Source organism: Ralstonia sp. RL, from assembly GCF_001683835.1.
In the GTDB taxonomy this organism is placed as follows: Bacteria; Pseudomonadota; Gammaproteobacteria; order Burkholderiales; family Burkholderiaceae; genus Ralstonia; species Ralstonia mannitolilytica.
Genome location: NZ_LWRX01000139.1, coordinates 1 through 4,000, shown reverse-complemented (window position 1 = coordinate 4,000; position 4,000 = coordinate 1). Strand labels below are relative to the sequence as shown.

At 65.7% G+C, this 4,000-nt stretch carries 3 protein-coding genes; all 3 read right to left on the bottom strand.

The genetic code is table 11. From position 1 onward, the window contains the following. Positions 1-1,065: alkyl hydroperoxide reductase subunit F (gene ahpF / locus A6M56_RS13260; protein WP_286758169.1), on the bottom strand; the 1,065-nt coding region annotated here is incomplete at its 3' end. Positions 1,066-1,239: 174 nt separating this feature from the next. Next, entirely contained in the window at positions 1,240-1,803 is a 564-nt protein-coding gene (ahpC, locus tag A6M56_RS13255) for an alkyl hydroperoxide reductase subunit C (RefSeq protein WP_286758168.1), read from the bottom strand. 144 nt (positions 1,804-1,947) lie between these two features. Beyond that, positions 1,948-3,915, bottom strand: coding sequence for a helicase-related protein (locus A6M56_RS13250; protein WP_286758167.1), 1,968 nt, complete (start codon positions 3,913-3,915; stop codon positions 1,948-1,950). Between the last annotated feature and the right edge of the window lie 85 nt (positions 3,916-4,000).

Below are 4,000 nucleotides of genomic sequence, written 5' to 3'. Positions count from 1 at the left end.
CACCGCCACGCGCTTGCCCTTGAACAGCGGGCCGTCGCAGTGCGGGCAGTAGGCCACGCCGCGGTTGCGGTATTGCTGCTCGCCGGGCACGTTCAGTTCGCGCCAGCGCGCGCCGGTGGCCAGCACCACGGTCTTCGCCTTCAGGGAAGCGCCGCTGGCGAGTTTCACCTCGATGGCCTCGCCCGGCACCAGGGCGGCGGCGCGCTGCATGTTCATCACGTCGACCTCGTAGCTCTTGACGTGCTGTTCCAGCGCGGCCGCCAGTTTCGGCCCCTCGGTTTCCTGCACCGAGATGAAGTTCTCGATGCCGAGGGTGTCGAGCACCTGGCCGCCGAAGCGCTCGGCCACCACGCCGGTGCGGATGCCCTTGCGCGCAGCATAGATGGCGGCGGCGGCGCCGGCCGGGCCGCCGCCGACGACCAGCATGTCGAACACGTCCTTCTGCGCGAGCTTGGCGGCTTCGCGCCGGGCGGCGCCGGCATCGAGCTTGGCGAGGATTTCCTCGACGCTCATGCGGCCCTGGCCGAAGGTCTCGCCGTTCAGGAACACGGTCGGCACCGCCATGATCTGGCGGGCGCTCACTTCGTCCTGGAACAAGGCGCCGTCGACCATCACATGGCGGATGTTGGGATTGACCACAGCCATCAGGTTGAGCGCCTGCACCACTTCCGGGCAGTTCTGGCAGGACAGCGAGATATAGGTCTCGAAACGGTATTCGCCCGGCAGGTTGCGGATCTGCTCCAGCACGTCGGCCTCGACCTTGGGCGGGTGGCCGCCGACCTGCAAGAGCGCCAGCACCAGCGAGGTGAACTCGTGGCCCATCGGGATGCCGGCGAAGCGGATGCCGATGTTGCTGCCGACGCGGTTGAGCGAGAACGACGGCACGCGTTCGTCGGTGCCATCCTTGGCCAGCGTGATGCCGGGATGCAGCGCGGCGATGTCGGTCAGGAGCGCGGCCATGTCGCGCGAGGCGTCGCTTTCGTCGAGCGACGCGATGATCTCGATCGGATGGGTGATTCTCTCGAGATAGGCTTTCAGTTGGGTCTTGAGGGTATCGTCCAACATGATGGGCTCGCTTTAAAAATTGGTTGAAAAAATCGGGCAAAACAGTGCCGCCGCCGGATCAGCCTTGCGCTGCCGGATCAATCGAAGCTGATCGGGGAGGGGCACTGGCGCCGGACGCGGTGCCCTGCGTCCGGGGAAATGGCGCGTCTTTGAATGAGACGCGCCGCTGCGGATTTAGATCTTGCCGACGAGGTCGAGCGACGGCGCCAGGGTCTTCTCGCCCGGGGTCCACTTGGCCGGGCACACTTCGCCCGGGTGGGAAGCGACGTACTGGGCTGCCTGCACCTTGCGCAGCAGTTCCTTGGCGTCGCGGCCGATGCCGTTGTCGTGGATTTCGCAGACCTTGATCTGGCCTTCCGGGTTGATCACGAAGGTGCCGCGCAGCGCCAGGCCTTCTTCCTCGATCATCACGTCGAAGTTGCGGGTGATCGCGCCGGTCGGGTCGCCGATCATCGGATACTTGATCTTCTTGATCGTCTCGGAGGCGTCAGCCCATGCCTTGTGGGTGAAGTGGGTGTCGGTCGACACGGCGTAGATCTCCACGCCCAGCGACTTGAAGGTGTCGTAGTTGTCGGCCAGGTCGCCCAGCTCGGTCGGGCAGACGAAGGTGAAGTCGGCCGGGTAGAAGAACACGACGGACCACTTGCCCTTCAGATCGGCGTCCGACACCGGGACGAACTTGCCATTGTGATAAGCGGTGGCGTTGAACGGTTTGACTTGCGTATTGATCAGTGACATAGCGTTGCTCGCTCCATTTGAATGAATCGTTAATGACTCAGGGTGAAAAAGATGATGAATGCATCATAACGGAAAGCGATTTATATGTGAAATCTATAGTTTTAATGATGGCGATAGGCTGGTTTTATTGCAAATCGACAAAATCTATGCCGCCCGGCCGCCGCGCCGCTTGCGCATCGCCGCATTCTGCGCGCGCAGGATCGCATCGACCCGCTCGGACGCCTCGCGCGCCAGTTCCTGCGCGACTTCTCCGCTGGGGAAATATTCCGGACAGCGGTAGCTCAGCCAGGCGTAGGCGGAATACATGCGGCACGTGTCTTCCACCTCCTGCAGGTTCTGGCGCGCCAATGCCGCCGCTTCGTGGCGCAGCGTCCAGACCTTGCGCCTGGCCAGCGCATGCGCCCAATCGAGCCAGGCCTGGTGCAGGGCCGGCACCTTGGTGGAAATCGGCACCAGCGACAGCGTGAACTTTTCCGCCACCGACAGCGGCAGCGTGTCGAGCCACACCGCGCGCTCCAGCTGCTCTTCGGTAATGCTGGGGAAGAAGAAGCCGTCCGGCACGTCGATGTTGTAGACGAAGCGTTTGAACAGCTTGGCCAGCGACTGTTCCCCGGTCACCGCCCCGATGCGGTGCAGGTGCTCCAGCGTGGGCGACACCGAAAAGCCGGCGGCGGCGACCGGCGCAATCTTTTCCTTCAACAAGGCGCGCAGCACGTAATGGGTGTCGTCGTCGAAGCCGGCGACGAAGCCCTCTTCATGCACGCCGAAGCGCCCGGCGCGCCCGGCGATCTGTTTCGCCAATGCCGCCGGCACCTCTTCCTCTTCGACGCCGTTGAACTTGACAGAGGTCGTCATCACCACGCGCTCGATCGGCAGGTTCAGGCCCATGGCGATGGCGTCGGTGCCGACCACGATGTCGGCTTCCCGGTTGCGGAAACGCGCCGCCTGCGCGCGCCGCACCTCGGGCGACAGGTTGCCGTAGACGGTCGCCACCGAAAAGCCGTGCTCGGTGATCATGTCGCGCCACATCAGCACCTCGCGCCGCGAGAACGCGATGACGGCGTCGCCGCGCCGCAGGTTGCGCAGCTTGCGCACCGGCGCCGGCTCGACCGTCAGCGGCGCCTTGCGCTTCAGGACATGCACTTCGAGCGGGCATTCCAGCCGTTCGGCCAGCGCCTCGACCGCGCGCCGCGCCTCCAGCGCGCCGACCAGGTAGACCACGCTGGCGGGCGCGCCGCACACCGCCGCGGTCCAGGCCGCGCCGCGGTCGCGGTCGCCCAGCATCTGGATCTCGTCGATCACCGCGACCTCGACCCGGCGCTTGGTGTCGAGCATCTCGACGGTGCTGGCCACGTGCGTGGCGCCTTCCACGATGCGGCGCTCCTCGCCGGTCACCAGGCTCACCTGCAGCGGCTCGCCGTGCGGGCGCGCCTGCTGCAGCCGCTCGTAGTTTTCCAGCGCCAGGAGGCGCAGCGGCGCCAGATAGACGCCCGACTTCGCCCTGGCCAGCGCCTCCATCGCCTGGTGCGTCTTGCCGGAATTGGTCGGCCCCAATAGCGCGATGAAGCGGCGCGGCATGCGGTACGCGAGCTCGAACGAGGCCGGATATTCCGCGAGATTGATGCTTTCCTTGGTCAGCGCCGCATGCCGTTCCTCGTGCTGCCGCTCGATCGCGTGCGCTAGGCGCTGCTCGATGCGCTCGAACACGTATTCGGCCGGCTCGGACGTGTCCTGGCCCGCCAAGGCATGCAGGAAGGCCATCGCATCGAGCCCGGCGGCCTCGGCGCGCGCGTGCATGTCGGCGGCGAAGCGCGCGACCTGACGCCGCAGCTCTTCCTGCGCCGCCGGCTGGGCGCGCTCCGCAATCAATTGCAGTTGCTCTTCCGGCTCCATCTTGCGCCACTTGCTCGGCTTGGCCAGCACGCCCTTGCTCGGCACCAAGTCGTACGGCACGCGCAGGCTGCCGGCCTGCGCGACGCCGGCAAAGCGCAGGAACACGCGCCCCTCCAGCTTGACCAGCGCAGCGCCCAGCGCCTGCGCATGCGACTCCGGCGCGATGAGCCCGTCTTTATCGGGAGCGGCAGGGGAAGATGGCGGCGGGGAAGATGTCATAAGGCAGGAAGAACGGCTGAGTGAAGCGCAAGTTTCGCATGGTTTCGCATGGCATAGGGACCATGATGGGGACCATGATAGGGAC

What these genes read in the sequence shown, in the direction of transcription:
- A6M56_RS13250 (WP_286758167.1), bottom strand. Translation starts at nt 3,915, where the DNA reads ATGACATCTTCCCCGCCGCCATCTTCCCCTGCCGCTCCCGATAAAGAC.
- ahpC (WP_286758168.1), bottom strand. Translation starts at nt 1,803, where the DNA reads ATGTCACTGATCAATACGCAAGTCAAACCGTTCAACGCCACCGCTTAT.